18 protein-coding genes are annotated in these 25,461 nt (G+C 65.6%); 7 read left to right on the forward strand and 11 right to left on the reverse strand.

The genetic code is table 11. From position 1 onward, the window contains the following. Positions 1 to 3 precede the first annotated feature (3 nt). On the forward strand, positions 4 to 1,554 hold the full coding sequence (locus tag RND64_RS01480) for an acyl-CoA carboxylase subunit beta (RefSeq protein WP_049700188.1): 1,551 nt from the start codon (positions 4 to 6) through the stop codon (positions 1,552 to 1,554). A gap of 24 nt (positions 1,555 to 1,578) precedes the next feature. Here the strand turns inward: RND64_RS01480 and RND64_RS01485 are convergent, their stop codons facing one another. From RND64_RS01485 to RND64_RS01510, 6 genes are all read right to left on the reverse strand, one after another. Continuing rightward, on the reverse strand, positions 1,579 to 2,745 hold the full coding sequence (locus tag RND64_RS01485) for a DICT sensory domain-containing protein (RefSeq protein ID WP_231894228.1): 1,167 nt from the start codon (positions 2,743 to 2,745) through the stop codon (positions 1,579 to 1,581). Positions 2,746 to 2,864: 119 nt separating this feature from the next. Next, the gene (locus tag RND64_RS01490; protein WP_049700186.1) at positions 2,865 to 3,305 is read right to left on the reverse strand and encodes a hypothetical protein; all 441 of its coding nucleotides are present in this window, start codon (positions 3,303 to 3,305) and stop codon (positions 2,865 to 2,867) included. A 314-nt stretch (positions 3,306 to 3,619) separates the two neighbouring features. Continuing rightward, positions 3,620 to 4,405 (reverse strand): VIT1/CCC1 transporter family protein, encoded by a 786-nt coding sequence (locus RND64_RS01495; protein ID WP_049700185.1) that lies wholly within the window; start codon positions 4,403 to 4,405, stop codon positions 3,620 to 3,622. A gap of 172 nt (positions 4,406 to 4,577) precedes the next feature. Beyond that, entirely contained in the window at positions 4,578 to 7,946 is a 3,369-nt protein-coding gene (locus tag RND64_RS01500) for an arabinosyltransferase domain-containing protein (RefSeq protein ID WP_197494540.1), read from the reverse strand. Continuing rightward, positions 7,936 to 11,301 carry an arabinosyltransferase domain-containing protein gene (locus tag RND64_RS01505; RefSeq protein WP_331436404.1) on the reverse strand — a complete coding sequence of 1,122 codons (3,366 nt, stop codon included), beginning with the start codon at positions 11,299 to 11,301 and terminating at the stop codon, positions 7,936 to 7,938. The genes RND64_RS01500 and RND64_RS01505 overlap by 11 nt, the downstream gene beginning before the upstream one ends. Before the next feature lie 63 nt (positions 11,302 to 11,364). Next, positions 11,365 to 14,730, reverse strand: coding sequence for an arabinosyltransferase domain-containing protein (locus RND64_RS01510; RefSeq protein ID WP_049700184.1), 3,366 nt, complete (start codon positions 14,728 to 14,730; stop codon positions 11,365 to 11,367). Between the two features lie 128 nt (positions 14,731 to 14,858). On the opposite strand from RND64_RS01510, the gene aroQ reads away from it, so the two are divergent. Together aroQ and RND64_RS01520 are read left to right on the forward strand one after the other, a co-directional pair. After that, complete coding sequence (gene aroQ, locus RND64_RS01515; RefSeq protein WP_049700301.1) at positions 14,859 to 15,320, forward strand: type II 3-dehydroquinate dehydratase; 462 nt, start codon at positions 14,859 to 14,861, stop codon at positions 15,318 to 15,320. Next, positions 15,320 to 16,180 carry an SAM-dependent methyltransferase gene (locus RND64_RS01520; protein ID WP_049700183.1) on the forward strand — a complete coding sequence of 287 codons (861 nt, stop codon included), beginning with the start codon at positions 15,320 to 15,322 and terminating at the stop codon, positions 16,178 to 16,180. Before aroQ ends, RND64_RS01520 begins: the two co-directional genes overlap by 1 nt. Positions 16,181 to 16,247: 67 nt before the next feature. Here the strand turns inward: RND64_RS01520 and RND64_RS01525 are convergent, their stop codons facing one another. From RND64_RS01525 to RND64_RS01540, 4 genes are all read right to left on the reverse strand, one after another. Then, positions 16,248 to 17,000 (reverse strand): MBL fold metallo-hydrolase, encoded by a 753-nt coding sequence (locus RND64_RS01525; RefSeq protein WP_049700182.1) that lies wholly within the window; start codon positions 16,998 to 17,000, stop codon positions 16,248 to 16,250. Next, positions 16,997 to 18,994: a galactan 5-O-arabinofuranosyltransferase gene (locus RND64_RS01530; protein WP_064864702.1), complete on the reverse strand. Its 1,998-nt coding sequence runs from the start codon at positions 18,992 to 18,994 to the stop codon at positions 16,997 to 16,999. Before RND64_RS01530 ends, RND64_RS01525 begins: the two co-directional genes overlap by 4 nt. Positions 18,995 to 19,102: 108 nt before the next feature. Then, positions 19,103 to 20,809, reverse strand: a complete 1,707-nt coding sequence (locus RND64_RS01535) for an HNH endonuclease signature motif containing protein (protein ID WP_231894227.1) — start codon at positions 20,807 to 20,809, stop codon at positions 19,103 to 19,105. Positions 20,810 to 20,861: 52 nt separating this feature from the next. After that, positions 20,862 to 21,410, reverse strand: a complete 549-nt coding sequence (locus RND64_RS01540; RefSeq protein ID WP_064864700.1) for a TetR/AcrR family transcriptional regulator — start codon at positions 21,408 to 21,410, stop codon at positions 20,862 to 20,864. Between the two features lie 36 nt (positions 21,411 to 21,446). Between RND64_RS01540 and RND64_RS01545 the strand changes: the two genes are divergently transcribed. From RND64_RS01545 to RND64_RS01560, 4 genes are all read left to right on the forward strand, one after another. After that, positions 21,447 to 22,142 carry a lysophospholipid acyltransferase family protein gene (locus tag RND64_RS01545; RefSeq protein WP_049700299.1) on the forward strand — a complete coding sequence of 232 codons (696 nt, stop codon included), beginning with the start codon at positions 21,447 to 21,449 and terminating at the stop codon, positions 22,140 to 22,142. Positions 22,143 to 22,441: 299 nt separating this feature from the next. Then, on the forward strand, positions 22,442 to 23,680 hold the full coding sequence (locus RND64_RS01550; protein ID WP_049700179.1) for a glutaminase: 1,239 nt from the start codon (positions 22,442 to 22,444) through the stop codon (positions 23,678 to 23,680). Beyond that, positions 23,677 to 24,096 (forward strand): helix-turn-helix transcriptional regulator, encoded by a 420-nt coding sequence (locus RND64_RS01555; protein WP_049700178.1) that lies wholly within the window; start codon positions 23,677 to 23,679, stop codon positions 24,094 to 24,096. The genes RND64_RS01550 and RND64_RS01555 overlap by 4 nt, the downstream gene beginning before the upstream one ends. A gap of 66 nt (positions 24,097 to 24,162) precedes the next feature. Further along, positions 24,163 to 24,579 carry a VOC family protein gene (locus tag RND64_RS01560; protein ID WP_049700177.1) on the forward strand — a complete coding sequence of 139 codons (417 nt, stop codon included), beginning with the start codon at positions 24,163 to 24,165 and terminating at the stop codon, positions 24,577 to 24,579. A gap of 27 nt (positions 24,580 to 24,606) precedes the next feature. On the opposite strand, the gene RND64_RS01565 is transcribed toward RND64_RS01560, so the two are convergent. Beyond that, positions 24,607 to 25,368, reverse strand: a complete 762-nt coding sequence (locus RND64_RS01565) for a decaprenylphospho-beta-D-erythro-pentofuranosid-2-ulose 2-reductase (protein WP_005208185.1) — start codon at positions 25,366 to 25,368, stop codon at positions 24,607 to 24,609. Positions 25,369 to 25,461 lie beyond the last annotated feature (93 nt).

Consider the following 25,461-nt stretch of genomic DNA (forward strand, 5'->3'; position numbering starts at 1 on the left):
CACGTGACCGACACGACCGCAGCCAAACTCGCCGATCTACGCGTCCGGTTGGAGCAGGCGCGTGAACCCGGTGGCGAGAAGGCGATCGAGAAGCGCGAGCGTAAGGGAATCTGTTCTCCGCGTGAGCGTCTCGATATGCTGTTCGATCCCGGGACCTTCGTCGAGATCGGTGCGCTCGCCAAGATGCCCGGGGCAGCACACACGGGCTACGGCGACGGCGTCGTGACGGGACACGGACTGGTGCACGGCCGTCCTGTCGCTGCCTTCAGCCACGACCAGACCGTCTTCGGCGGCACCGTCGGAGAGATGTTCGGCCGCAAGGTTTCTGCGCTCATGGAGTGGGCAGGCAAGATCGGCTGCCCGATGGTCGGCATCAACGATTCGGCCGGTGCGCGCATCCAGGACGCGGTGACCTCACTGGCTTGGTACGCCGAGATGGGGCGACGAAACGATCTGCTCTCCGGTCTGTCGCCGCAGGTGTCGGTGATCCTCGGAAAGTGTGCGGGCGGCGCGGTGTACACGCCCGCGAACACCGACATCCTCGTCGCGGTCGAGGACAAGTCGTACATGTTCGTCACCGGCCCCGACGTCATCAAACAGACCACGGGCGAGGAGATTTCGGCAGAAGACCTCGGTAGCGCTCACAACCAGGCGCGGTGGGGCAACATCCATCACATCGCGCCGGACGAGAAGCAGGCATTCGAGTGGGTACGCGAGTACCTGCAGTACATGCCGTCGACCAGCTTCGAAGAGCCGCCGGTCATCAATCCGGGCCTCGAGCCCGAGATCACCGAGTCCGACTTGGCGCTCAACGATTTCATGCCCGACAGCGACAACGCCGCGTACGACATGCGCGACATCATCGTGAAGCTCTTCGACGACGGCGCGTTCCACGAGGTCGGCGAATTGTTCGCGCCCAACATCCTCACCGGTTACGCGCGCGTCGACGGGCACAGCGTCGGCGTCGTCGCCAACCAGCCGAGCGTGATGGCGGGGACGCTCGACACCGACTCATCCGAGAAGGCAACGCGATTCGTGCGCATCTGCAACGCCTTCCGCATCCCGCTCGTATTCCTCGTCGACACCCCGGGAATCCTGCCGGGACTCGTCGAGGAGCAGAAGGGCACCATTCGACGCTCGGGCAAGTTCTTGTTCGCCTACGTCGAAGCCGACGTTCCGAAGGTCACCGTCGTCCTGCGCAAGGCGTACGGCGGCGCGTACGCGGTGATGGGTTCCAAGCAGCTCGGTGCCGACCTCAACTTCGCGTGGCCGACGGCGAAAATCGCTGTGATGGGCGCAGAGTCGGCGGCGGCGGTGCTGACTCGTAGGCAGACCGAGGGCATGTCGGCGCACGACGCCGACAAGGTGCGACGCGACTTCATCGACTTCTACAACACGATGATGGCCACGCCGTATCTCGCCGCAGAGCGTGGCTACATCGACGCCGTCATCGAGCCCGCCCAGACGAGACTGCAGCTTCGAAAAGCGTTGGCGCAGTTGCGTGACAAGCAGACGATGCGCACTCCGCGTAAGCATCTGCTGATGCCGATCTGAGTTCGCTCGCAGAGAGGTAGGGCGTCAGGTGAAGCGGGACAAGATCACTCGCACCGCCTGCGTCACGATCGTCCGATCGTAGCTCTGGACAAACATGAACTCGCGACGACCGCTGGGGCGTCGCCCATGGATTTCGCGTGCGGAAAGCAGTGCGGCGAAGTGCATTCCGAGGACGGCGACGTTCCATTCCTCCACGAGAGCGTCGTCGGAACTCAGTGGTGCGTAATGGATGTTGCCCTCGCTCATGGGCCGGATTCCCTCGCCGTACACGCCGACGAGGCCCACCTTTTCCGAGAGTGCACGCCACCGTTGCGACGTCGACGGTGCGAAGCGGTGTTGATCCTGGAAGGTGCCGAGCACCACCGCGACGCTCGCCTCGGTCGCGGTCCGCTCGAGGTCCTTGCTCATCTCGAGCAGCAGTCGTTCGTCGGCGAGACGTGGCGCACCCGACTTCGATGCGATGGCGAACGGTGTCTTCTCGTCGGTGGACGGCGTTGTGCGTGCAGGCAGCGGAGGGAGTTCGGAGATCGAGCCGAGCACACGGTCGTCGGCATCCGACACCGGCGGGTGCAGGGCGCCCAACCCGTATCGGGCGCCGAGGGTCTGAGCGGTCCGCCGATCGGCCTCGGTGTCGACTCCCGTTGCGATGACGATCGCGCCGGTGCGTTCGGTGTGTGCGGCGAGTGTGTGTGCGAGGTGCGCGGTTTCGGGTGTCGGAATCGGCGCGAGGATGTCGGGGTGCAGTAGCACGACGTCGGGTTCGACGAGCGTGAGTAATGTCGCCGTCCTACGATCCGCGCTGACCCCTTCGACGGCGATCAGTCGTCCGTCTCGCCGTGCCCGTGCGACCTGGGCGAGCCGCGACTGCGGACGCCGCAAGACGCTACGCGGTTCGATCAGCAACGCAAGGGTCTCACCATCTGAGTAGGTGCGCTCCGGATCGTAGAGGTCGATGTCGACGGCGAGGAAGAGCGGAAGAGCCGCGGAGACGCGTCTGGCCGCCGCGGAGTCGGCGAATGCGAACTTCCGCGAATCGAGGACCGTGCGCTGTTCCATGAGCGTCGCGGTTCGACGCAGAGCGCGCGGGGAGTCGAAATTGGTGCCCTTCGGGCCGCTGAGCTCGAGACTTGCCCCGACCAGGCTCCCGCCCGACAGTTCGAAGACCGGGCTGAACTGAAGCCTCAACTCCATACCCTGGAAGATCGACGCTGCGTCCCCGCCCCTGGTACTCGTCAGACCTTGGCTCATCCCTCACGCTCTCTGACGGAGCGTCGATGTCGCCCCGACATCTACGGCGCGGTCGGACCGCGCTATTCGCTGTCGTGAAGTGCTGATGCGACGAGCACTCCGAGCGTGAGAGTAGCAAACACTGCGACGATGGAGGCGGTGAGCGCAACGGAATCAAAGAGGCTGTCGACGGTGATGCCGATCCACAGACAGCCGATGGGGAGGAGTCCGGCGATGAGGAGGGTGCTGTGTTCCTCGTGGTTGTCGGGGGCGGGCACGGTTCCAGTGGTGGACTCGCGACCCACCTTTGGGTCGGTACCAGAGGTCGAAACCGGAGAGGCGTCGGCACGTAGCGAGGGGAAGTCGCCGGTGTCTGCTTGCTCGACGAACGGATCGAAATAGTGCTCAGGAGCGGTCTTTTCGAGCTCCGCGTGCTCGAACCCGACGATCTCGCCGAAGTCGTTTGTCTCGTAGCCGTGCTCGCGCGGGGAGAGGTCGTGTGAGGTGTGATCCAGGATGCTCATCGTCGCTCCAATGGGAGGGTGAACCCTTGTCGGAGGTCCACTGCGGAAGCGGTTCAGCAGAATTCGGTTCGCTGGACGTACAAGCCTTTTCTGTTGCGGTTTCTCGCGGTTTCTTTACATACTCAACGGTAGGCCACGAGAATCCTTGCGGTATGCGAACCAAATCCTTGTTAATTGAAATGTGACCACTTCGGAATCGGATCGCGTGCGTGTCTCGGGGTGCGTCATCGGCAAGCAAGGTAAGCCTGAACTTGCTGGTAGAAGTCCATTTTCGTATCACTCACAAGCGCCGCACAGGTAGTCGTAGGTGACTGTCAAGTAACGGTATGGCCTACCAAGTGACCAATGCCGAATGTCACGGCCATCGCGATTGCGCCACCGATCACGACCCGAATCATTGGTCTCCACGGTTTCGAGCCGCCGAGGATCGCGCCGAGGGCTCCGGTTATCGCCAGTGCGATCAGGACAACGACAAATGTGACCGGAATCCGAATCGATGCGGGCGGCGCGAGGATTGCGATCAGGGGTAGGACTGCTCCCGTCGTGAACGACACCGCCGACGAGACTGCCGCCTGCCAGGGGTTGGTGAGCTCGTGCGGATCGATGCCCAGTTCGGCTTCGACGTGCGCGTCGAAGGCATCATGCTCGGTCAACTCGCGCGCGACCTGACACGCCGTCGAATGTGTCAGTCCCTTCGCTTCGTAAAGGCCCACCAGCTCGTCGAACTCGGCTTCGGGTTGCTCGGCCAGTTCCCGGGCCTCTTTGTCGAGCAGTGCGCGTTCGGTGTCGCGCTGGGTGCTGACCGAGACATACTCGCCGAGCGCCATCGACACCGCTCCTGCGGCCAACCCCGCGATTCCCGCGGTGAAGATCGGGGCACGATCAGTGGTCGCGGCGGCAACGCCGACGACGATGCCCGCCGTCGAGACGATGCCGTCGTTGGCCCCGAGCACGCCAGCCCGCAACCAGTTCAGCCGATTCGCGAGCGACCCCGCGTGCGGCTCGTCGCCGTGACCGTGGCTGTGTCCTGGCTCCTCCGCGTGCTCTGCGCGCCGTGGGGGTTCTGCGGGTTCCGCGGGCGAAGAATCGTCGACGCTCATGAGCACCAATGATGCGCGCCCACGCCGTTGGCGCAAGCAAGGTGATCATGTCCTCACCACGCTGGACGGCTCGACCCGAGCCGCAAATACACGTGTTTCTGACACATGCACGCGAAGCTTTGCTCGCGTCTGTCAGAAACACGTGTTTCTACGACGCCGCGCCGGCGCCCGGTCAGTACCCGCTCGAGCGAATGGGACCCGGGTCCCAGAGTCCCGATCGGCGCGCGGTGCCGAGTTCGAGCTGTGCCGGTGGCGCGGGGTCGACCTCGGTGAACCGCTGCAGTCCGCCCCAGTCGCGGCCCCAGTTGTTGCGCAGGTATGTGGGGAGCAAGGTGGGGATGAGCATGGCCTCGGTGATACCGAGCGGCCCGCCCGCGGTCCCCGACATCCAGGTCTGGCTGTTCTTCTGGGTGGCCTCGGCGTCGGGCATGATGCGCCAACGCGGTACCTGCATCACACCGTTGCGCACCTTCATCGGCTGCTGGCACGGGAAGACGAGTCCCGACACCCAGTCGATGAAGACCGGATCTGTGGTTCCGACGACCTCGTTGAGCGTCCGCAGGGCCGGAACCCGTGGCGGGGTGACTGCGACCCATTCCGACGGTGCTCCGGATGTGTCACGCACGACGACCCGCGCGAGCGTCGCCTGTGCCGGTGCATCGGCGAGGGGGAATCGGAGGTTGCGCCACGTCGGAGCCGTTCCGACGTCGAGCGGCGACATCGTGCCCAGACGCTGCACGGTGCCGCCGGCGCCGACGCGTCCGAATTCGACGGTCACGTCCTGACCGTCGCTGCGCAGTCCGTCACCGTCGACGGCGTCGACCGAGCCCGCGACGGCGATCGTGAGCAGCGGCTTGTCGGCGCTGCGTTGGGGTACCTGGTACCAGTCGGTTGTCACCGAACCGGTTCCCGACGGCGCGCCGTAGGAGCCGAGTACCGGGGTGGTCGCGGGGTCGAGTCCGAAGGGCAGTCGCACAGTGGAGCCGTTGACGCCGCGCGCGCCCTGCCCACCCTCGGTGCCGCCCTGCGAGGCGTCGGTTGTCTGGTCGCGATCGTCGGAACCCGCGCCCGTCGGTGCAGAGTTGGTGGGCGCCGAACTCACGGCGCCCGACGATCCCGACGAGTCCGTGTCCTCGGTCGCGTCGACCGACAGCTTGTTGGCCACACCGTTCGGGGTGAATCCGACAGCCGAAGAGCCCTGCCCAGCGCCTGCGAGAGCGTCGGAGATGCTCGGCGCGGGGCGGCCGTCGACGGCAGCGGGTGCGAGCATGCCCGTGTTGACGTCGGCCTCGACGAGGACGTCATTGGCGAGGCCGCACTCGTTGCCGGTGAGAGCGCGGGCGTTGGAGTTCAGCCACGACCACGAATCACGTTGCACGTAGGCGGCTTTTGCGAACGAGGCCACCATGAACAGCACCATGAAGATCGAGATGACCGGCAGCGGAGAGAATTTCAGCTTGCTGTACCAGTGATCGGAGTGGCCGGTTCGCGTCTGTTCGTCGGTGTAGTCGTCGCGCAGGTGGAACCACAGACCTGCCGCCGCAGTGAGAACCGCTGCGATCAGGAATACCCACCAGAGGCTCACACCGCCGATCGACGGCTGCCTGTCCCACCAGGGGATGCCGTAGCTGCCGACGAACCACCAACCGTTGGTGCCCGCGAACGAGATTCCGGTGACCGCGAGTACCGCCGCTGCGAAGAACGCGCGGTTGCGGCGTGAACGCAGAATGGTCGGCGCCATCATTGCGCCCGCGGCGGCGGCGAGTCCGCCTGCGATTCCGGCGTAGACGCCGAAGTGATGAGTCCACTTGGTGGGTGTGAAAGCGATGAAGAACATCGTGCCGAGCGTGACCGCGATCAGCCGCCAGATCGGTGCGCGCGCAATGCCGTTGGGATGCTGCTTACGCAGCAGTCGCAGGAGTACGACGACGAGGCACAGGATCATGATCAGCACGCCGTAGCGGCGTGCGAGCGTGCCGTCGGCGGTGGGCAGGATGAGGTAGTAGTAGCGAATCGGCTCCTGCCACCACTCGAGCGTCGGACCGACGTCGGTGGCAACCTTGTTGCCCGCGATCAGCGGCGCGAGTGGCTGGTCGGCGAAGATCTCGTACAGCACAAGGGTTCCGGCCGCGAAGATCGGCGCGAGCATGGGGAGCAGTCCGTCGCGCCGACGTCGGGTCACGATGGTGCGCACGATGGGACGGACACCCGCGAGCAGGGCGGCCACGGCCATGAGACCACCGGGAGCGAGTGCAAGGGTGAACGCGGCGACGGCGACGGCGACCGCGTACGGCAGCAATCTGCGTGTGGCGATGGCACGTTCGACGCAGCACCACGTCAGGAGTGCGCCGACCGCTTCCGCTGGTTCGGGCCGCAGACCGTTGTTGTAGGGCAACCAGAGTGCGAGATAGACGAATGCCGCCGACCACACGGCCGGAGTGCTCGTGCGCACCGCTCGTCCCAGCCGCGGGATCACCTCGCGGGAGATGAGCCACCATCCGAGAAGTCCGAGTAGGAAGGCGGGCAGGCGCATCCACGGTGTGGCGAGACTGACGTGCGTCATCGCGGAGATCACCTGGAAGTGCCAGCCGAAGGGGTCCTGCGGCACACCGAAATAGCGGAAGTAGTTGTCGGCGTAGCCGGCATCGCCGGTGATGCGTCCGACGATGAAGTTGTAGCCGTCGTCGGATGTGTTGGCCCCCGCCAACCACCAGAACGCCAGTATGGCGAGTACCGCGAGGTCGGGGCCGCGGATGGTGAACCAGCCGGCGGGCAGGAATCGTCTGTGGCCCCTGCCATCTCGCGAGTCGAGCACGCCGAGTGCGACCAGGGACAGCAACGTCATGATGATGCCGACGATGATCGCGGCCAGTTTGAGCGGCGTCGGCGAACTCACGTATCTGGTGTCGATCGTGGCGTGCATCGACAGGCCGTCGCGCGACGCAGACCCGGGAAGGTCGGTGTAGACCCCGACGATCTGCGGGCGCATCTCGTGGTCGGGAGTCGAGTACGTCAACGGGCTGCCCGCACCTGCCGACGTGCCGTCGATCTTCGCGTTCACCCCGCGCTCGTCGGCGTGGAACACCACCGCACACGACGAATTGTCCTGAGCGGCTGCGCGTTCGGTCGAGAGAATCACGACGTCGCGGTCGGTGACGGTGATCGTCGACGCGTCGGCGCGGACGAACAATCCGCGCGCGCTGGCGTCCTGACCGCCCGCGGGCGTCGTCGACATCAGGACTCCACCCGACGCGGGCAGGTCACGGGCGAGTGAGCACGGAACCCGCAGATCCATGTCGACGGGAACGAACGAGACGAGCGGTGCGGCGACGTTGCCGACGCCCTCACCCTGCGGCCACGACAGGGCCGCTGTCGACTGTGTGACCGGCAGCAGCGGAGTGGCAACCGCGAGAAGGACACCGAGCACTCCCGCGACGGCAGCGATGATCTGCGCTCGGCGGTAGTTGCGTGGCGCCCCGGTGGTTGGTTCGTCGCGTTCCGTGCTCTGGGTCGGCGGCTGCGGTGTCGGATCAGTTGTCATCGGACTGCGGCTCCACCCTGATCGAACCATCGTGTGACCAACCCCAGCGGGTGGTCTGTGACGTCTGTAGCTGTGCTGACGGCGCGTCCGGGGTCAGTGGTGAAAGTCGTTCCAGCGCACCCCATTCCCGTGTCCAATCGTCCTTGAGATAGGTCGGGACGGCCTGGGCGGCCGTCGTTGTCTCCGAGATGCCGAGCAGGCCACCGTCGACCCCCGCCTGCCAGGTCTTCGACTGGGAGTTGGCGAAGGGATAGTCGGGCAGGATGCGCCAGCGCGGGATCTCCGCGACCCCGTTGGTCACCCGCATCGGCTGCTGGCACGGGAAGTGGGCGGCAACCATGAAGTCGATCAGTGTGGGAGTCTGTGATCCCACGACCTGCTGGAGTGTCTGCAGTTGCGGCGCTCGTGGCGGGGTGATGCCGATGAACTGGTACTGCCCGAGGTTGTTGTCCAACAGCGACATTCGCATCGCCGATGCTCTCGGTGGCGCCGCACTCATGGGTACGCGCAGGTTGCGCCACGGCCGGTTGGAGATGACCGGTCCGGGGTCGATCGGGAGGATGTCTGGCCCGATCTGGGTGAACGACCCGTCGGGTCCCCTGGTGCCGAACTGCACGACCAGTTTCTGTCCGAAGTTGGTCACCCCGAAGGTGTCGACCGTCGAGATCGCACCCGCGGCCGAGACCACGAGCAGCGGGGTCTTCGCGCGATCGGCGGGTAGGTCGTACCAGTCGGTGGTCAGGCGGGCTTCGCCCGCGTAGCCGTAGCTGCCGAGGACGGGCGTCGTCGCGGGGTCGAGTCCGTACGGAAGTGCGACGGTCGAACCGTTGACGGTTTTGGGTCCGCGGCCGCCCGTGGTGCCCGCGCCCAATCCGCCCGTGATCGAGAACGGTCGTGCGGGACTTGCCGCCACGTTCATCTGGCCGGGCCGTTGACTGCCGGGCTCGGGGGAGAGATCATCGGGAATTCCGTTGGGGGAGAATCCGACTGCCGCGTCCGGTCCACTTGTCGCTCCCGAGAGTGCCTGCGTCGCCGTGCGTCCGTCGGCGGGTCGCAGCATGCCGGTGTTGGGATCGGATTCGACGAGCACGTCGTCGGCCATGCCACAGTTGTTGCCGCGCAGCGTGTTCACGTTCTCGGCGAACACGGTGGTCGCCGGATAGCGCGATACCGCCCCTTTGGCGAACACCAGCAGCTCCGCGATCACCATGAGTCCGGCGATGAGCGCGATGGGCGACGACGCGAGGAAGAGTCGTCGACGATCAGCCCGCGTCTCGCCGGGGCCGTCCGTCGTATGCGAAAGTCCTTTGTTCTCAACGTAGTCGAGTCGCAGGTGCTGCCACACCGCGATTCCGGCGGCGATCACGGCCAGGATCAGGAACAGGGTCGACACCGGTCTGCCCGCGATGATCGGGGCGCGGTCGAACCACGAGATGCCGTATTCGTAGGCGAATGGCCAGGCGTTGTAGCCGGCCATTGCGGCGGCGAGGGCGAAGAACAGTCCCGAGACGAAGACCGTCAGATTCCGTGCCGAGCGTGCGGCCGATTGCGCGACAGCCAGAGTCGCGATCGCTGCGATCGCGGCGGCGAGTCCGGCGAACACCCCGAACTGAATCGTCCACTTCGTCGGGATGAAGGCGAACAGCACGAGGGTCACGCCGACGGCGCCGATCAGTCGCCATGTCGGGCCGGCGTGGACACCGGCAATTCGTCCGCGCCGCAACATCACTGCGACGGTGACGACCATTCCCGCCAACAGCAGCAGTACGGGGACGCGGCGGGTGAGCGCTCCGTCGTCGGTCACGACTGAGATGAAGTAGTAGCGCAGATACTCCTGATACCAACCGATGACGGGTCCGACGACGTAGCGGACGCGGATCGCCTCGATCACCGCGGCAATCGTCTGGTCGCGGAACACGACGACCAACACGAGAAGTCCGGCGGCGATGGTTGGTGCGACCAGGGGGAGCAGACCGTCGGAGCGTCTGCGCACGAGCAGCACGTGCAGCAGTGCGCGGGAGGAGGCGATGAGGATCGCGACGCCGATGATGCCCTGTGGCGCAAGGGCAAGAGTGAATGCCGCGAGACCCGCTGCGATGGCTCCGGGGAACAGTTTGCGGGTCGCCAGTGTGTGCTCGGCCGCCCACCACGTGAGCAGTGAGCCCAACACGATGATTCCCTCGGGACGCAGACCGGAGCAGAACGGCAGCCAGAACGCGGTGAAGACCAGTGCCGCCGACCATTGCGCCCAGCCGCTGCCTCGAATAGCAGAACCCAGTCGGGGCAACAGGATTCGACTCAGCACGAACCACGAGGCGAGTCCGGCGATCAGCGCGGGGATGTGCATCCACAGAATCGACGGCGAGATCGACGACCAGTGGGCGAGGAACGAGTAGTACCAGTCGAACGGAGCCTCGGGGATTCCGTACCAGCGGTAGTAGTTGGCGAGATAGCCGAACGACGACGCTGTGCGTCCCATGTTGAGGATGTACCCGTCGTCGGGACTGCCCGCCCCGAGGAACAACCAGATCACCAGTACCGCGGTGACCGTCAGATCGGTGGCGCGGGGACGCAGGATGCGCAGCCACCCGGCGCGGCGTCGGGCTCGGTGCCGCACGTCGTCGCTCATTCGGTCGAGCAGGAAGAGTGCGACGAGCGAGACGATCACCGCGAGCACTGCCAGAACCATGAGGACGGTCTTGAGTGTCGTCGGCGAGCTCTCGTAGCGATTGTCGATGCGGATGTCGACCCGCATCCCCGCGTCGGCGGCTGCTCGAGCCTGGTCGGGCGTCAGGTCGCTGAACACGCCGTCGATCTGCGGGCGCTTGTCGGGGTCGAGGGTTGTGGCGGCACCGAGGCCGACGAACTGCGCGCCGGGTCCGTCCGGCGACGACCAGACGTGCAACTCGCTACAGCGACCCAGATCGGCTCTCGGCGCCGACGCCGCGACGGAGTTGCGGAAGGTCGCGGTGACGGTGTCGCCCGCGGTCACGTAGAGGGCCGAGGCCTTGGAGTCCTGTGCGGAGACGGCCATCGTCGACATGATGAGCGTCGACTTGCCCGCCGGTACGTCGGCGAGGACGCGGCACGGGATGCGGACGTCCAGCGATTGCGAGGTCTGCGCGATCAGCGGGGCGGTCACCGACGACGTCGTCGACGCGAGTTGTTGACCCTGCGGCCAGGAGAACGACGCGTCGGTGCTGTGTACGGGTAGGAATCCGATCAGCACGCACAGCACGGCACCGAGTAGTCCGGAGACGGTGGCGACCAGCCCGACGGTGCGACGTGAGCCGATCGTCGAATTGTCGGCCGGTGGCGAAGCATCGGACTCGGCTGGCGGGGCTGTCGCAGGCACGGTCACTGATGTTAGGCGATTACGTCGCGCCGCCCGCCCGGTGCCGCGATCAGCGGTTGCGGGTCAGTGCCTGATCGGGGCCGGGCTCCACAACCCGCTGCGCGTTGCGGTGCCCGTGGTGATGGGAGCGAGGGTCGTCACGTCTCCGTAGGGCTCGTAGCGCTCGAGAGCTCCCCAATCCCGGCCGATGTCGCCCTGCAGGTAGGTCGCGACGGTCTCGGGCTGCTGCGACACCTCGAGCCACCCCAGCGGACCGCCACCATAGGAGTCCTGCCACGCCGAGACGGCCGCGGCGAGGTCGGCGCCGGGCCTGATGCGCCACTTCGGGATCTCCGCGACGCCGTAGTGATGGGTGAACGGCCGCTGGCAGGGGAAGACCAGACCCGACGTCCAGTCGACGTGTACCGGGTCTTCGCTTCCGACGACCTCTTGCAGCGTCTCCATGTGGGGCAGTCGCGGTGGGGTCACCACGATGAACCGATCCGCCGAGAGATTGTCGTCGTTGGCGACGATCCGCACCGCGGTGAGGTCGTCGGGGAGTGACGACGTGGTGATGCGGACGTTGCGCCACGACGGTTGCGGCCCCGGGTCGATCATCTCGGTCTCGCCGGTCGGCTTGAGGTCGGCGTCGCGGGTCGACGACCCGACGGGGTCGGTTGTGTACTCCAGCAAGAGGTTCGGATTGTCGTAGCGTCCGGCGACCGAGAAGGTCAGCAACGGCTGCTTCTTGTAGTCGCGAGGCAGTGCGTACCAGCCGGAGGTCAGACGCGCGGGAACCTGATCGGTCGTCGAGTAGCTGCCCTCGACAGGTGTGCGGGCCGGGTCGAGCATGAACGGCAGACGTGCGCGGCTGCCGTTGACCCCGGCCGTCGAGAGTTCTCCACCGCCGGTTCCGCCGCTGTTGGCGGTGAGGACGTCGTTGGTCGACGTCGCGTTGCCTGCGAGCACGCCGAGCGAACCCGCGCTCGCCTGCGTGGTGAGGTCTTCGGGAACGCTGTTCGACGTGAATCCGGTTGTCGGCGGCCGGGATGCGTTCGGGTCCACGGTCGACGGACCCGCGAGGGGGTCGGTCAGGGTCGGGTCGACGGGCGAGAGCATGTGGTCGTTGGGGTTGCGTTCCACCCACACCTTGTCGGCCATGCCGCACTGTTTGCCCGCGAGAGCCTCGATGTTCGACCGCGGAACCGAGAACGACGACGACTGGTTGACCGCTGCGAATCCCGCGGTGACGAGTTCGAAGATCACCACGGCGGCGGCCACATATGCGAGCGGTGCACCCGCGACGGAGTCGATCGCCCTGCGATACCAGCGCTGTCCGGTGTCGGTCTCTTCGAGCGTCGTGTCCTGGGGGTCGGTTCCGGTGAACGGTTCGCGGAAGTGGAACCACAGCGCGACCAACAACAGCAGCAGCGAGACGTAGAGCAGCGCATTGCTCACCGAGAATCCGAAGCTGACCTGGCCGACGCCCCACGGCATGCCCCACGCCGACGCGTAGTAATACGAGTTGGGTGCCGTGAACGCCAGACCCGCGATGAAGAGCACGAGTGCGGCGAAGAGTGTGCGGTTGCGCCGTGAATGCATGGCCTTGTTGCTCGCGGCGATGGCGGCGATGGCAGCCAATGCCGCGGCGAGTCCGGCGAACACGCCGAAGTGGTGCGTCCACTTGGTCGGCGTGAACATCAGGAAGACCAGCGATGCGAATGTGATGCCTACGATGCGTCGAGCAGGGCCGACGGCCGTGCCGGGGATGCGCGACTTGCGGATCAGTACCGCTGCCGAGACCACCATGCCCAGGATCATCGCGAGGACGGCGAAGCGTCGTGCGATCGAACCGTCGGCAGAGAACGCGAACAGCGACGAGTACCGATCGATCTCGTTGTACCAGTGCGCCGACGGCCCCAGTGCGGTCTTCATCTTCGACGAGTCGGAGAACGCGCGCAGGGTCAGGTTCGAGAAGACGACGAAGATGACGAACGTACCGGAGGCGAGAACCGGTGCGAGCAGTGCTGCGTACGACCAGAATCCGCCGCCGATCGCCCGAGCACGTTTGATCAGGGCCAAGATGATCGGTCTCGCTCCCGCGATGAGCGCGGCGACGGCGAGTAGGCCCGTTGGGCCGGCGGCGAGACTGAACGCGCCGATGAGACACGCGATCGCGGCGGGCAGGATCCGTCCGGTCGCGATTGCGCGTTCGACCGAACACCAGGTCAGTAGCGCGCCCAGCGCGATGATCGGCTCCGGTCGCAGGCCGTTGTCGAAAGGGAACCACGACGCGAGGAAGACGAAGGCTGCCGTCCAGCCGACGACCGGTCGGCTGATCGCGGCACGGCCGAGCCGTGGCAGCACCTCGTGGCTGACGATCAACCACGACGCGATACCGCACAGCAGAGCCGGTATACGCACCCACGGGCTGGCGAGCGAGATGTGGCTCATCAGGCCGAAGACCTCGTAGTACCAGCCGAAGGGCGCCTCGGGTGCACCGAACCAACGGAAGTAGTTGGCCGTGTACTCACTGTTCTGTGCCACCCGCGACATCGTCAGCAGGTAGCCGTCGTCGGACGTGTTGGGTCCGATGAAATGCCAGACGATCAGGGCGCCGATCACCACATAGTCGCGTGCGTTGAGTCGCCACCACTTCGCAGGGAAGATTCGACGGTGCTTGCGGCCGTCCGTCGAATCGAGAACGGCAAGTGCCGACAGCGACAGCAGCGTGCACACGATGCCGACGATCAGGACGAGCCATTTCAGGATTGTCGGGGCCGTCGAATAGCGCGAGTCGATGGTCACGTGTGCGCGTAGACCGGGCAGTTCCGACGCCGCTCCGGACAGGTCGGTGAACAGTCCTGTCACCTGTGGGCGCTGGTCGGAGCTGTAACTCTGCGACTCGCGTCCCTTGGTGGTCCCCATCAGCGTGGTGTTGCCGGATTCGGAAGAGTCGGCGGGTGCGGTCATGCCGACGAACTCGGCGGTCACGGCTTCGGAATCGGCGTGGACGACGATGTCGCGGCACCCCTGCGAGCGCATGTCGGCAAGCGTGGCCGAGACGAGTGGCACGTTACGGACGACGACTTCGATGCTCTGCTTGTCCGGAGAGTCGGCAGGGTTGCCGGTGCGGCGGATGAACAGGCCGCGCTCGGCCGACTTGGCAGCCTGCTTGGGGGTCGTCGACAGCAAGACCGAATCGTCGGTGCCGAGCCGCTCGGCTGCCGAACACGGAACCGAGACGTCGAGGTCGATCGGGACATAGGAAATGAGGGGTGCCGAGACCGACCCGATCTCGCTGGATCCGACGCTGCCGGTGGAGGGCCAGTTGATCTCCGCCGTGGTCTGCTTGACCGGCATCAATGGCGTGGCCAGCGCGAGGACTACTCCGAGCAGGCCGGTGACGATGGCGATGAGTTTCGCTCGTCTCACGGTCTGCGATTGCACAAGCAGTGATCCTAACGGCCGGATGCGACGTCGCGAACTCTCGGTCGCTCGTGGGTCTGACGGGCTCGTGGGTGTGGACGCCGGAGAGTATGGACGCGGGCCCGGTGCCGGTGGATAGGCTTGCAACCATGTCGACCGACGCCACGGATACCGAACCGCTGCCGATCCTGCTGCTGAACGGGCCCAACCTGAACACGCTCGGGATTCGACAGCCCGAGGTGTACGGCTCGGCGACGCTTGCCGACGTCGTCGAACTCGCCGAACGCACCGCTGGTGAACTCGGCTACGGCCTGCGTGCGGCGCAGACCAACCACGAGGGCGAGATGATCGACTGGCTGCACGAGGCGCGCGGCAACATCAGCGGGATCGTCATCAACCCGGCCGCGTGGACGCACACCTCAGTCGCGCTCGCGGATGCGCTTGTGATCCCCGACGTTCCGATCATGGAGGTGCACATCAGCAATGTGCACAAGCGGGAGGAGTTCCGACACCACTCGTTCGTGTCGCCGCTGGCCTCGGGTGTGATCATCGGTTACGGCATCCGCGGCTACGAGTTCGCGATTCGACGCCTCGTGGAGGTCCTGGGCTGATGGCCGATCTCGACGATCTCGGACTGACGGCGCTGGGTGTCGCGTGGGCGCGAGCCGCCGAATCGTCGAGGGACGACGCATTGTTCGACGACCCGCTGGCCGAGGCGATTGCGCGAATCCGGCCCCGCGGCTCCGAGTTCGGCGGAGATGATGGCACCGATGAACGTGGTTCGGCCAAGATCCGAGCGATGTACGACTGGATCGTCGCGCGCACGGTATTTCTCGACGAGGTGTTCGCGGCCGCAGTCGCCGCCGGCATCACGCAGTTCGTGATTCTCGGGTCGGGGCTGGACGGTCGGGGATTTCGACTCGATTTCGGTTCGGGAGCAAAGCTTTTCGAGGTCGACAGGCCGTCGGTGGTCGAGGTCAAGGAGGATCTCGTCGCGCAGTCGGGTCTTGCTCCGACCGTCGAACGTCGTGTGGTGGCTTCCGATCTGGCCGACGACTGGCTGCGCGCCCTGCAGGGCAAGGGTTTTCGGGCCGACCTGCCGTCGGCGTGGCTCGCCGAGGGGCTGTTCGTGTACCTACCCGACGGGCTCGGTCTGCGCGTGATCGAGGGCATCACCGCGGCATCCGAGTCCGGCTCACGGATCGGGGTGACCGTGCGCCGCGCCGCGTCGTCGGTTGTCGACGATTCTGCTGCTGACCCGTTCGCTGATGTGCGGAAGTTGTGGCGCAGCGATGTTGACGTCGCTCAGCACGTCGACGCCGCCGGGTGGGACTGTGAGCTTTCGGATACGCGCGAAGTGCTTGCCGCTCATGGGCGTTCGCTGTCCGAGGCCGCCGGCGCGCAAGAGTCCGCGACGCTGCTGTCGGGTGTTCGACGCCAACGCGGCCACGGGACTATCGACCGCTCCTGACGGATTCTTCAGCGCGGCGGCAGTTTTCGCGCTGGGTTCATCGTGCCGAGGCTTGTCGTGTCGGGTGTTATCGAGCCAGGGCTTCTCGGGCCAGCTCGGCGACTGGGCCGTCGAGGCGACGTCCGTGTCCCGGGAAGAGCACTGTCGCGTCGAGGTCGGTGAACGATTCGACGCTGCGTCGGGTCGCGGCAGCGTCGTGGTTGAAGAAGCGCGGGAGTAGCTGCGGCCCTTCGTGTCCGGAGAGCGGGTGGCCACTGATCAGAGCGTCGCCCGAGACGAGTACCGCGCCGTCGGCGACGAGGAAGGCGCTGTGCCCATCCGTGTGGCCGTGAGCAATGACCGGCCGTGGTCGCCCGGGAAGGTCAAGGGTGCCGTCGGTCGAAAAGGGTTGCGCGGTGGCGATTCCGGCCCGGTTGAGCACGCCGAGAGGTGTGACCAGCGCCAGCCACCGCCACGCGCGTGGCTGCCACGCGACCGCAGCGATGTCGAGTGGGCCCGCCTGCTGCAGGAGGTCGCGGTGTGCGTGTGCCACTTCGGCGGGGTCGACGAAGACCGGGAAGCCGAAGCGGTCCACCAGCTTCGCGAGTCCTCCGATGTGGTCGACGTGAGCGTGGGTGAGCAGTGCTGCTCTGATGTCGGTGGGGTGTGCGCCGATCGATTCGATCGAGGCCACCACGTCGTCGGCGTTGCCCGGATATCCACCGTCGATCAGCGTGATGCGCGAATCATCGCGCAGCAGAACCCAATTCACCGCGGCCGTGTGCACCAGATACGCCGTCGACGACGCGGCGCCGACCTCGGTGATCTCGAAGGAGCTCACTTGCGCACCACAAGGACGAATGGTCCGACGTCGGTGACCTCGAAACGTGGGTCGTTGAAGAGGTTCGGGTCGAAGGTCACCGTGTAGCGCTTGACGTTTGGATCGTTCGGGTAGACGTCTGCGGCGAGGCGCAGTGCGTAGCCGTCCGCAGAGTAGCGGAACAAGAAGACGTTCGGCGGTGTCCATGGCGCGGCGTCGAGTTGGCGGACGAAGTCGTCGGCCGATGTCGCCTTGGACCAGGTCTCGATCGTGGCTGCTCGTTTGTCGAACTCCGCCAACGGGTTTGCGTAGTGCGAGGTGAGCCCTTGGAAGCCCCAGTACGGATAGACGGAGAGGAATCCGTAGTCCGCGGTGAGTACGACGTTGTCGGTGGCCGGGCGTCCGGTCTTCTCGCCGATGAGCTTGTCGATCTGCGGGTAGTACGACTCGGCGCCGGGTGGTCGCTTGTCGGCGCGGTCTCCATAGCCGTCGGTGTCGGTGTAGGCGGTCGTGATCTCGTTGGAGAGATAGGCCGGAATGCTCTGTGCCACAGCGATTGCCGCGAGCGCTGCGAGTACGCCGACCACGACGCGCACGTCACCGAACCTGCCGACTGCCCAGTGGGCGAGCTCGACGACTCCGAACACTCCGGCCGCCGCGAGCACCGCGACGAGGATGGGTTCGAGTCGGAAACCGAGCAGCGTCGTACCCGCGGCGGTGACCAGCATCGAGAGCAGACTCATCAGGTAGATGCCGACGACCGTGATGCCCAGGGCTGCGGCGATGGTGCGTTGACGGAACCGGAGCAGAATCCAGATGAGTCCGATGAATGTGATCGCACCGACGAGGCTGAGGTGGAACATCGGCCACGGCAAGAACGAACCACGTTCTGGCAGATAGTGTTCGGCGGTGCCGCCACTCGCGGGCTCACTGCGCGCTCGAGCCAGGAGATAGGGCGCCCACACGGTCAATGCGATGAGGCCGGAGATGACGCCCATCACCACCAGCCGCCCGACTACCGCCAGCACGACGCCGCGTCGAATTTTCGATACTTCGTCGCTGGGTAGCGCTTTGTTGGAGGCGTTGACCCAGCCGTGAACGATGAGCGCCAATGCCATCAGGATCGCGACGCCCGCGAACAGTCCCGTGTAGAGCGTGTAGAAGGTTGCGCTCAGACCGAGGAAGAGGCCGGTCGCCACTACCGCCGCCCAGCTCGTGCCGGAGCGGAGCGAGGCGGTCGGGCCGTCGGCGTGGCGTGAGCGACCGCGCAGGCCGTAGAGCATCGGGATCAGCATCGGGACGCCGACCATGATCAGTACCGCCGCATACGGCTCGGGACCCGCGTACATCAGCGTCACCACGGTGACCGCGAGCGCTGTCGCGATGCCGCGGTCGGCGCGTACCATGCGAGCCCAGAGCACTACTCCGATCGCTGCGGCGACCGCCATCGAGAGGATCGCCCACGGTTTGAACGCCTCCCACCCGGGCAGACCCATCAACGACGCATAGCGGCCTCCGCCCCAGAACCATCCAGCCGGATAGTAGGGAGCGAGGTGCAGATAGGTCATGTCCGCCAGGTGCGGACTGCTGGTGAGCCGGGTCAGGTACTCGGTGCGGAACTGCTGGTCGGCGGAGAGGCCGAAGAGGTAAAGGCGCGTCGCCCCGAGTGGCATACCGAGCGTGACGGTGACCAGCCCGGAAATGCCCGCCGCCGACAGCAGAGTGACCAGCCATCGCGCTTTGCCGTAGCGGTACAGCAGTGCCGCGATCACCAGGATCGCCACGGCCACCACCTGGCCCGCCGTGGTCAGCGAGCGGGTGACATTCGACGAGTTGAACGCGGGCCATTGCACCGAGTCGATGGCCTTGAGGCCGACGAATGCCACGATCGCCCCGACAACCACCGCGATGACCAGGTCGATCAGGGTGCGGACATGGCGATTGGCTCGACGCTGAGGGGTCGCAGCAACCTGAGGACTGGAGTCGTCGGTGGTCGGGCTCTGCGTTGACGTCACGCGTCTATTTCTAGCAGGGGGCCGTACTGACCCACGCCGGACGCCGCAGCTCGACGGCGCGCGGCCCCCGAGACCGTGTCTGGGGGCTGGCGCTCGCGCGGGCGTGGGTCAGAAGGGCGGGTCGCCGGTGTTGGGGTCGTTGGCGAGCCGCCAGGCGCGGGTGTCGGCGCGGTGTTGTCCGATGCGCGCGCTATGAGCGGAGGCGAGCCGTCCGGGGATGCGTCGGTCTGGGCGATCGGGTTCGTCGAGGTCGGGGAAGAGGTCGCGACCGTTGTACGCGTTGCCGACGAAGTGGTAGCCGCCCGGGGACCGGAAGATGGCGCGGCCCATGGGTGTCTGATGGTCGCGCCAGCCGACGGCGAAGGTTTTGTGGCGGTGGTGGAAGCGGCACAAGGGGCGCAGGTTGGTGCGCTCGGTGAGTCCGCCGGCTTTCGGATTGCCGTGGTTGAACGGCTTGGCATGGTCGACGTCGGCGGTGGCAACTTTGTTGGTGCAGCCGGGGAAAGTGCAGCAGAGTTCGCCTGCCTTGACCAGGACTCGCAGTTTCTCGGGGATGGGATAGCGGTAGGCGGCTTTGTTGTTGGGGGTGACGCGGTTGGGATGGATGTAGTTCCGGGTGGCGTCGGCGAGTAGTCGGCGGGCGGTGTCGGCGTCGATGAGCCCATGGCCGTCGAGGAACGCGGGGTTGTTGTCGTGGCCGAGCAGAGTCGAGAGGTTGACCACGATGTGGAACATCGGCCGGGGTGCGAGGGCGGTGGAGCTCTGAGTTGCTGCGACCGGGTTCGTGACGGTTGTGGTTGCGGGGTTCTGCTTGTCGTCGACGTTGTCGCTGCGCGGAGTATCGGACACGGTGGCGCAGTCGGGGCAGGTGCAGGGGAGGGTCTGGTGGCCCTGCGCGAGGGCGGTGAGTGCGTCGGCGCGTTGTTGGGTGTGCGTGCGGGGGTCGTCGGGGTGGATGTCGGCGATCATCGCTTCGAGCCGGGTATCGAGGATCGCTGCCGCGGTGGCAGGGATTTGGCCGTCGATTCTGGACTGACCGGGCTCGTCGCGGTGGGGGCGGATGCGGAGGTAGCGGCGGCTGGTGGCGGTATCGCGGCGGCGGGCGGCGCCGTCGGGATCGACGCGTTCGACGGTGGCGTCGATCATGGTGCGAAACCTGGTCATGGACATGGGTTCTCGTGCGCTGATTGCTGCGGCGAGTGCGGTATCGACCGCGGTGAGATGCGCGTCGTCGACGTTGTCGGTGCGGGCAACGACTTCGTGGAAGCGGGGTAGGTCGATACGGCCGGTTGCCAACAGTTCTGCGGTTCGGGGTATGCGGTAGCGCAGGGCTGCGCCGGTCTCGATCATCTTCTTGGCTTGGCCGGGTGTGAGGCAGAGGGTGGCGCCGAGCTCGGCGATGGCTGTGGTCAGGCCATCGGGGCCGAAGCGGGCCAGCGGGTTCTGGTTGTTCTGCGTCAGGAGCGCGGCGAGTTGTTCGGGGTCGGTACAGCCGTCGGGGACGGCGTGTTCGCCGGTTCCGATTTCAGCGTCGATGCGCTGGAGGTATTCGGCCTCGCGTTCTTCGTACAGCAGGATTGCGGCTTGCAGCATGCGATAGTCGGCGCACGCCTTGATCGCGTTGGTGTGGAAAAGCACCTCGACGAGTTCACGTGAGTAGAGGCGTTCGTCGTCGGCGAGCTGTGTCAGCTGTGTCTCGACGTCGGAGGTCGGTGCGTCAACTGCTGGCGTATGCGCATGACTGTTGGCCGCGGGCACGACGGGTGATTCGTCGGGTGTCAGCGGGCCGGTGCCGTCGGGGTTCTCCGATGCCATAGTCAGAACATACATTCGAGGTCTGACAATTCTGTCCGACCAGGTGAAAGCGTTAGCAGCCGGTGTTTCGGACGGTGTGACGAATCATCTCGACGACGTTCGATCCCGGTATGGTCAGTTCGAGGGCGCCCGTTGACGACAGGACCGCTATCCCGTGTAGCGCGACCCACAGTGAGGCTGCGACTCTTTCGGGATCTGTTGTCCGACCGCTCTCCCGAATGACGGACACCAGCCACTCGTACAGCGGGCGCGACGCGTTTCGAAGCTCAGCGCCCGACCCCTCGAGTAGGTCGTGACGGAAGATGAGCGTGAACATCGCAGGTCTGCGTTGCGCGAAGTCGACGTAGGCGAGTCCGATCTCCACGAGGTCGTGGTCGGATGCCAGGTCTGCAGTTTTGAGTGCTTCAGCTAGATCGTGCAGGCCCACTTCGGCGATTCCTGCAAGCAGGCTCCGGTGCGTCGGAAACCAGCGTCGGGGCGCTCCGTGAGACACGCCGGCGCGCCTCGCGATCGCCCGCAATCCGACGTCGGCAGAGCCTGTCTCCTCCAACAATTCGATGCCCGCATGTACGAGTGCGGATCTGGTGTCTTCGACGGTCACGTAGACAGTGTCTCCTATCTCGTGTAGGCACTGTCTATGCGCTTGTGGACTGCACTTGTTTATCGCGTGTGCCGACATCTTGTGATCGGGCCAATGCTGTACGTCTTCGGGCGGCCGAAGGTCATGGGCCGCGAGCACATCCCACGATGCGGGCCGGTGATCTTGGCGGCCAACCACCTCGCCGTGCTGGACTCGTTCTATCTGACACTCGCTGCGAGGCGACATGTGACGTTTCTGGCGAAGCGCGAATACTTCGATAAGCCAGGGCTTTTCGGCCGGACGCAACGATGGTTCTTTGCGGCAATGGGGCAGATCGGCGTCGACCGGCGAGGGGGTAGCGCGTCGTCGGCGTCGCTGCGAGCCGCGACGACGATCCTCGCGCACGGAGGGGCGTGGGGCATTCATCCCGAGGGCACACGCTCGCCGGACGGTCGGCTCTATAGAGGCCGAACCGGTGCTGTTCGAGTCGCAATGGACACGGGCGCACCACTGATACCAGTCGCGATCACGGGAACGAGACCGGGATCTGCGGTGCGCTGGTGGCAGCAGCGGGTCTCTATTCACATTCTCGAGCCACTGGAACTCGATCCGTATCGCGTCGAAGGAGCGGCTGGCATCAGGGCGGCGACTGACGAGTTGATGCGCAGGATCTCGACGCAGACCGGGCAGTCATGCGTCAATAGGTATGCGCGAGAGTGGAAGTCGCATGTGGAAGAGTCTGACGCAGCGTGATGGTTGTCCGCGTGCGCGGCTCGCGCGGTCGAGTTGTCGGCCCCGGGTTCTGCAGTCTGCAGCGCTGCGTCAGGTTGGCGTGGTGCTAGACGGCTTGGCGATCTGTATGACGTAGACGCCGGAAATGGGTGCCTATTGTCATACGGATCTGCAGCGCTGCGGCGGGTCGGCGTGGTGCTCGACCGCCCAGCGATCCGTATGACGTTTACCCCCAAAATCGGGGCCGACTGTCATACGGATCAGCCGCGGCGCGGTCGTCGGTACCGTGGACAGCAAAGCGCAAGGAGGCGTCTACCTGTATGCAGTCACCCGTCCGCGATTATCTGACCGAGGTCCTCGATTCGCTCGATGCCGAGCGCGGCGGAGCCGTCGCCGACTACATCCCGGACCTGGCCGAGGCCAACCCCGATCTGTTCGCGATCGCAGTCACCACCGTCGACGGCCGAACGTACTGCGTCGGCGACGACGAGGTCGAGTTCTCCATCCAGTCGATCTCCAAGCCGCTCGCCTACGCGGCAGCTCTGGCCGACCGCGGATTCGACACTGTGCTGGAGAAGGTGGGCGTCGAACCGTCGGGCGAGGCGTTCAACGAGCTCTCACTCGAGAGCGGTACCTGCCGGCCGCGCAACCCGATGATCAACGCCGGCGCGATCACCACCCACGGGCTGCTCGTCGACGACGATGCCGACGTCGAGTCGCGCGTCGAGCGGGCGCGCAGCTTCTTCTCCACGCTGGCCGGACGCGAACTGACCGTCGATCAAGCGCTACACAAGTCCGAGATGGACTCGGCCGACCGCAATCTTGCGATCGCGCACATGCTGCGCAACTACGGAATCGTCGACGACGCGCCGCACGACATCGTCGACGGATACATCCAACAATGCTCAATCATGGTGACCGCCAAGGATCTTGCTGTGATCGGAGCGTGCTTTGCCAACGGCGGCGTGCACCCCGTCACCGGCGAGCGGGTGATGAGTCGACGGATCGCGCGTCAGGTGATGTCGGTGATGGCAGGCTGCGGCATGTACGACGGCGCGGGCGAGTGGTTGACCACCGTCGGTATTCCGGCGAAAAGCGGTGTGGCGGGCGGACTTCTGGGAACGCTGCCCGGCCAATGCGGCATCGCGGTCTTCTCGCCGCGGCTTGACGAACACGGCAACAGCACGCGCGGCGTGTTGACGTTCCGCCGGCTGTCGACCGACATGAACATGCACATGGTCGACGCCGAGCCCTACGGAACCACCGTGCTGCGCGACGTCCGAACCTCCGACGATTCGACGACCTTCGAACTACAGGGAGTCATCCAGTTCAGCGGCGCGGAGTACGTCCTCGACAATCTGGCTGCCGACGAAACAGGCACCCCGACTGTGGTTTTCGACGTCAGTCAGGTCAGCCACTTCGCCGACGTCGGGCGTCGGATGATCTTGGAGGGCATGCGTCGTGTCCGCGAGGACGGGCGCCGCGTCGTATTGATTGATCCCGACGACACTCTGCCCGATCCCGATCTGGGCGACGGAAGCTATCCGGACAGATCATGACTGGTGATGCGCGGCAGGCACGCGCGCGGACGAACCACACCGAGGACACGAATCGGCGAATGCTGCGCGCGCGTGATGCGATGGATTGCCGGTTCGCTGAACCCCTGGACCTTGCTGCGCTGGCGGCGATTGCGCACGTGTCGGAGTCGCACTTCAGCCGCGTGTTCAAGGCGACCTTCGGCGAAACGCCGCACCGCTACCTCCAACGACGACGGATTGAGCGAGCGTCGTCAATGCTGCGCGAGACGCAGCTGTCGATCAGCGACATCAGCACCGCAGTCGGGTTCAGCAGTTTCGCGACCTTCACCAGGACCTTCGGGCAGATCATGGGCGAGACACCCACCGCGCATCGCCGTCACGCCGGGGACCACGGTGCGCCGATCTGCGCGGTCAAGGCGCTACGTCGGCCGGCGTGAGCATCTGTCACGAACAGAGCAGTTTTGGACAAGTGAGACCGGGGCAGCGTCGGTAGCGTTCCCGCCATGCCCAACACGATCATCCTGTCCCAGATCTACGTACTCGACCACGATGAAGCCCTCGACTTCTACGTCGGCAACCTCGGCTTCGAGGTGCACTCCGATGTCGACATGGGTTTCATGCGATGGCTCACCATCAATCTGCCGTCCGACCCCGACCGCCAACTCATGTTGGAGATCCCCGGGCCGCCGTCTTTGAGCCCGGAGACCGCAGCCCAGGTCCGCGACCTATTGACGAAAGGTGCTGGCGGTGGCTGGTTTTCGATGTCAACCGATGATGCCTATGCGACCGCAGACGCACTTCTGGCCAAGGGTGTCGACTTCACCGATGAACCGACCGATCGTGACTACGGCATCGATTTCGGTATCCGCGATCCGTTCGGCAACCGAATCCGCATCGGACAGATGAAGTCTCGCCCCTGAGTGTCGCGAGCGTGACTTCGGGTGCGTCTAGACCGGCAGCTTGCGGAAGACCTTGCGCGGGATGTGGCGCAGCACGGTCATGATGAACCGGAAAGTGCCAGGCACCCAGACGATTTCCTTGTTGTCGTCGACGGCCTTGATGACGGCCTTGGCGACGACGTCCTTGTTGACGGTGAGCGGCGCTTCCTTGACGTTTGCCGACAGTCGGGTCCGCACCTGGCCGGGACGCACGACGAGAACGTGCACGCCGTCGTCGGCCAGCGCCTCGCCGAGGCCGAGGTAGAAGCCGTCGAGACCTGCCTTCGACGACCCGTACACAAAGTTGCTGCGTCGAACACGCTCGCCCGCAACCGAACTCATCGCGACGATCTGCGCACGACCCTGATGCTTCATCTTGTCGCCGAGCAGCACGCCAACGCTGACCGCGGCGGTGTAGTTGATGGTCACCTCGGTGACGGCCTTGCGCTGGTCCTGCCAGACCTCTTCGTCGTCGAACTGCACACCGGCCGCGACGATCGCGAGGTCGACATCGCCTCCGGCAAAAGCCTTCTCGATGGTCTCGGGGTGCGTCTCGGGCTTCGTCGCGTCGTAGTCGATGAGCTCGACCGACGTCGCACCCGCCTTGCGCATGGTGTCGGCCGCGGCGTCGGCCGTCGGATCACCGGGCACGACGGCGAGAATGACGCGGGCGGGTCCACGAACGAGGAACTCGCTGGCAATGGCGAGTCCGATCTCGGAACTGCCACCGAGGATCAGGATCGACTGCGGCGAATCGACGGCGTTGAACATTGGTTGGTGTCTCCTCGGGTGTTGGGAAGTAGATGGTGGTCTGAACGGGCAACCGAATTCGGCCGCAACGCAATTCAGTACAGGCGAGCCGAG

This window comes from Gordonia sp. w5E2 (assembly GCF_036540975.1).
GTDB classification, from domain to species: domain Bacteria; phylum Actinomycetota; class Actinomycetes; order Mycobacteriales; family Mycobacteriaceae; genus Gordonia; species Gordonia jacobaea.